3 protein-coding genes and 2 pseudogenes are annotated in these 4768 nt (G+C 70.6%); all 5 read left to right on the forward strand.

The genetic code is table 11. The features are described from left to right. Positions 1 to 370 (forward strand): LysR substrate-binding domain-containing protein (locus AD428_RS00925; protein WP_235488717.1); only part of this gene is annotated, 370 nt, incomplete at its 5' end. Between the two features lie 78 nt (positions 371 to 448). Then, positions 449 to 1857: pseudogene (gene tcuA, locus AD428_RS00930) on the forward strand (FAD-dependent tricarballylate dehydrogenase TcuA). After that, a complete protein-coding gene (tcuB, locus tag AD428_RS00935) occupies positions 1844 to 3061 on the forward strand; it encodes a tricarballylate utilization 4Fe-4S protein TcuB (RefSeq protein ID WP_053243803.1) in 1218 nt (405 codons plus the stop codon). The pseudogene tcuA and the gene tcuB overlap by 14 nt, the downstream one beginning before the upstream one ends. A gap of 72 nt (positions 3062 to 3133) precedes the next feature. After that, positions 3134 to 4113 (forward strand): annotated as a pseudogene (locus tag AD428_RS00940) (Bug family tripartite tricarboxylate transporter substrate binding protein). 116 nt (positions 4114 to 4229) lie between these two features. Next, on the forward strand, positions 4230 to 4768 hold a 539-nt coding region (locus AD428_RS26630), incomplete at its 3' end, for a hypothetical protein (RefSeq protein WP_160318536.1).

A 4768-nucleotide genomic window follows, 5' to 3' on the forward strand; every position in this document is an offset into this window, starting at 1 on the left:
CGACCTGCCCCTGGTGCTGCCCAGCGCCCGGCACGGCCTGCGCACGCTGGTCAATGGCGCCTATGCGCGGCTGGGGCAGGCGCCGAAGGTCGTGGCCGAGGTGGACGGCCTGCCCCTGCTGATGGACGTGGTGCAACTGGGCTGCGCCGCCACCATCCAGCCCGGCTCGGCCGTGGCGCGGCTGCATCCGGGCCAGATCCGCATGGTGCGCATCGACGACGAGCAACTGTTCCGCTCCAACCTGCTGGTGAGCCTTTCCGACGAGGAGCTGTCGCCGGCGGCGCTGGCCGCCCGGCTGGTGCTGGCCGACGTGTCGCGCGGGCTGGCCCGGGAGGGCCGCTGGGCGGTGACCGCTCTTCACGAATCATGAAGACCCGTTGACGGCCCGCTGATATCGCGGCGCCGGCCCGCTCGCTACAGTGCCTGTCTCGAATAGGGAATCACAGGCATGGTAGACGTACTGGTCATCGGCGGCGGCAACGCCGCTCTTTGCGCGGCGCTCATGGCCCGCGAGGCGGGCGCCAGCGTGCTGCTGCTGGAAGCCGCGCCCAAGGAGTGGCGAGGCGGGAATTCGCAGCACACCCGCAACCTGCGCTGCATGCACGACGCGCCGCAGGACGTACTGGTGGACGCCTATCCCGAGGAGGAGTACTGGCAGGACCTGCTCAAGGTGACGGGCGGGCTCACCAACGAAAAGCTGGCGCGCCTGGTGATCCGCGAGTCGTCGACCTGTCGCGACTGGATGCGCCGGCACGGCGTCAATTTCCAGCCGCCGCTGTCGGGTGCGCTGCACGTGGCGCGCACCAACGCCTTCTTCATGGGCGGCGGCAAGGCGCTGGTCAATGCCTATTACCGCAGCGCCGAGGCGCTGGGCGTGCGCATCCGCTACAACGCGCCGGTAGACTCGCTGGAGCTCGACGGCGGCCGCTTCGTGGCCGCGCGCATCGGCGACGAGCGCATCGAGGCGCGCGCTGCGTGCTGGCCGCCGGCGGTTTCGAGTCCAACCGCGAATGGCTGCGCGAGGCCTGGGGCCAGAATGAGCGCGGCGAATGGCCGGCCGACAATTTCCTCATCCGCGGCACGCGCTACAACATGGGCGTGCTGCTGAAGTTCATGCTGGACGCGGGGGCGGACGCCATCGGCGATCCGTCGCAGTCGCACTGCGTAGCCATCGACGCGCGCGCGCCGCTGTACGACGGCGGCATCTGTACGCGCATCGACTGCGTGTCGCTGGGCGTGGTGGTCAACCGCGACGCCTGGCGATTCTACGACGAGGGCGAAGACTTCTGGCCCAAGCGCTATGCCATATGGGGTCGCCTGACGGCGATGCAGCCGGGGCAGATCGCCTATTCCATCATCGACGCCAAGGCTGTGGGCCGCTTCATGCCGCCGGTGTTTCCGGGCGCGCGGGCCGATACGCTGCCCGGGCTGGCGCGCCAGCTCGGGCTGGACGAGTCCGCCTTCGTGCGCACTATCGAGCAATACAACCAGGCATGCCGCGTCGGCAAGTTCGACCACACCGCGCTGGACGACTGCCATACCGAGGGCATCTCGCCGGCCAAGACGCACTGGGCGCGCCCTATCGACACAGCGCCTTTCTTCGGCTATGCGCTGCGCCCGGGCATCACGTTCACCTATCTGGGCCTGAAGGTGGATGAAACCGCCGCGGTCCGTTTCAACGATCAGCCCAGCGACAACCTCTTCGTCGCGGGCGAAATGATGGCCGGCAACGTGCTGGGCAAGGGATACACGGCGGGGGTGGGCATGTCCATCGGTACCGCCTTCGGCCGCATCGCCGGCACCCGCGCCGCGGCCGCCGCCCGCCGTCTTTCGGGAGTGCAGCATGAAGCAGCTTGAGGCCCTGGCGCGCGAGGCGCAGGCTCTGGAATCCCGCGCGCAGGCCGTGGCCGAACAGCCCGTGCGGTGGCACGACAGGGCGGCGCGGCCGCAGGCCGCCGAGCTGAGCGCCGAGGAAGGCGAAGTCGCGCGCGTCATGCAGATCTGCAACGCCTGCCGCTACTGCGAGGGGTTCTGCGCGGTGTTTCCCGCCATGACCCGCCGGCTGGAGTTCGGCAAGGCCGACATCAATTACCTGGCGAACCTGTGCCACAACTGCGGCGCCTGTCTGCACGCCTGCCAGTACGCGCCGCCGCACGAGTTCGGCGTGAACGTGCCGCAGGCCATGGCCAAGGTGCGGCTGCAGACCTACACCGACTATGCGTGGCCGCCTGCGCTGGGCGCGCTGTACAAGCGCAACGGCCTGGCGCTGTCGCTGGCCACGGCCGCGGGGCTGGCCTTCTTCCTGGCGCTGGCCGCGGGCCTGGGCGGCGGGCTTTTCCACGAGCCGCTGGCGGGCAACTTCTACGCGATCTTTCCGCACAACCTGCTGGCGCTGATGTTCGGCCTGGTGTTCTGCTTCGCCATCCTGGCGCTGGCGGCGGGCGTGGCGCGTTTCTGGCGCAACGTGAGTCCGGGCGAGGCCAGCGGCGCGGCCGTGGCCGAGGCCGCCCATGATGCGCTGCGCCTGCGCTACCTGGACGGCGGGCACGGCAAGGGCTGCAACAACGCGGACGACGCCTTCACGCCATGGCGGCGCCGCTTCCACCATTTCACGTTCTACGGCTTCATGCTGTGCTTTGCCGCCACCTGCGTGGCCACGCTCTACCACTACCTGCTGGGCGAGGAGGCGCCGTATCCGTTCCTGAGCGCGCCGGTGCTGCTGGGCACGGCGGGCGGCATCGGCCTGCTGATCGGTCCGGCGGGCCTGCTGTGGCTCAACCTGCGGCGCCATCCGCTGCAGGGCGACGCGGCCCAGAAACCCATGGACCGGGGATTCATCGCGCTGCTGTTCCTCACCAGCGCCACCGGGCTGGCCCTGCTGGCGGGGCGCGACACGGGCGCGATGGCGCTGTTGCTGGCCGTGCACCTGGGCGTGGTCATGGCGCTGTTCCTCACGCTGCCCTACGGCAAGTTCGCGCACGGCATCTACCGCAGCGCGGCCTTGCTGAAGTGGGCCATCGAAAAACGCCAGCCCAACAAGCTGCAGCTCGGGTCCGACTGAGGACGGGCCGACGGCACCGCGCGGGACGTCTGGCGCGTTCCGCGCGGCCATAACGATTTTCTGGAGACACGCATGACTTGCACCCGACTTTTCACCGGGGCGGCCCTGGCCGCCTGTATCGGGCTGGCTCTGCCGGCCGCGCACGCCCAGTCCGATTTTCCGTCCAAGCCCATTACGCTGGTGGTGCCCCACTCGGCGGGCGGCACCTCGGACATCCTGGCGCGCACGGTGGCGGCCGAAGCCGCCAAGACCCTGGGGCAGACCATCGTGGTGGAGAACAAGGGCGGAGCCAACGGCACCATCGCCGCCAAGCAGGTGGCCTCGGCCGCGCCCGACGGCTACACCCTGCTGCTGGCCACCGCCAGCACCCACGGCATCAATCCCTCGCTCTATCCTCGCCTGTCGTATGACGCGGCAAAGGACTTCACCCCGGTCACGCTGCTGGCCACCGTGCCCAACGTGCTGGTGGTGGGGCCCAACGTGAAGGCCGCCTCGGTCGGCGACCTGATCGCCTACGTCCGCGAGCAGGGCGGCCGCGCCAACATGGGTTCGGCGGGCGCGGGCACGCCGGGCCATCTGGCCGGCGAGATGTTCAAGAGCGCCGAGAAGCTGCATTTCGCCCACGTGCCTTACAAGGGCGGCAGCCCCGCCATCACGGATCTGATCGGCGGGCAGATCGACTTCATGTTCACCACGATTCCGGGCGTGCTGCCCCACGTGAAGGCCGGCACGCTGCGCGCGCTGGCCGTGACCTCGCCGGACCGCTCCGATGCCATGCCGGACGTGCCCACCATGGCCGAATCCGGCCTGCCGGGCTTCCAGGCCGTGTCGTGGCACGGCATCGTGGCTCCGGCCGCACGCCCGACGCGGTCGTGGCGCGCCTGAACCAGGCCCTGTCCGGCGCGCTGGCGGCGCCGGCCGTGAGGCAGCGTCTCATGGAAGAAGGCGCCCGCGCCTCGGGCCTGAGCGGCGCCAGGTTCGGCGAGTTCATCACCAGCGAAATGGCGTCCTGGGCCAAGGCCGTCAAGGATTCCGGCGCTACCGCCAACTGAGGCGGGCCCGCGTGCGACGGCGGCGGCGCGCCGCGAGCGCGATACAGCAGGGCGGTGGCGGCGAGGCGGCGGCTCGGCGCATGGCGGGGCGCGAACCATGTCCCTACAATGCGCGCATGCCTGTTTCGCTATTTGCCGCGGCGCTTGCGGTCGCCGCCGCGCCGGTCTTCGACACCGCCTGCCTTGCCGCCGTCCGACCCGCGCCGGACGAACTGACCGAAGTGCCGCACTGCGCGGCTGTCGTCCAAGGGGTCCCGCGCTGGAATCCCGCCGTGCTGCGGCGGTTCGTGTTCGATGCCCGGGGTCTGGCCGGCGTGGCGCTGGCCGGCGAGGGCTGGCGGTGGGTGCGGCCAGACGGCCGCTCGGCGCCGGTGCTCACCTACGACAACGGGCCGGACGAGTTCGTGTCGGGGCTGGCGCGCGGCATGCTGAACGGCGGCATCGCCTATTACGATCGCAGGCTCGGCCTGGCGCTGGCCACGCCGTATGAATGGGCGGAGCCGTTCGAAGACGGCCTGGCGGTGGTCTGCCAGGGCTGCGCGCCGCGCGCCCACGGCGAGCACACGCTGATGGCCGGGCGGCAAATGGGGGCGCCATTGACCGCAGCGGCCGGCTGGTGGTGCCGCTGCGTGACGATGCCGCCTCCGCCCGCCGG

It is taken from the genome of Achromobacter sp. DMS1 (assembly GCF_001270295.1).

Excerpts from the sequence above, each read along its gene's own strand:
- tcuB (WP_053243803.1), top strand. The coding sequence starts at position 1,844 with ATGAAGCAGCTTGAGGCCCTGGCGCGCGAGGCGCAGGCTCTGGAATCC.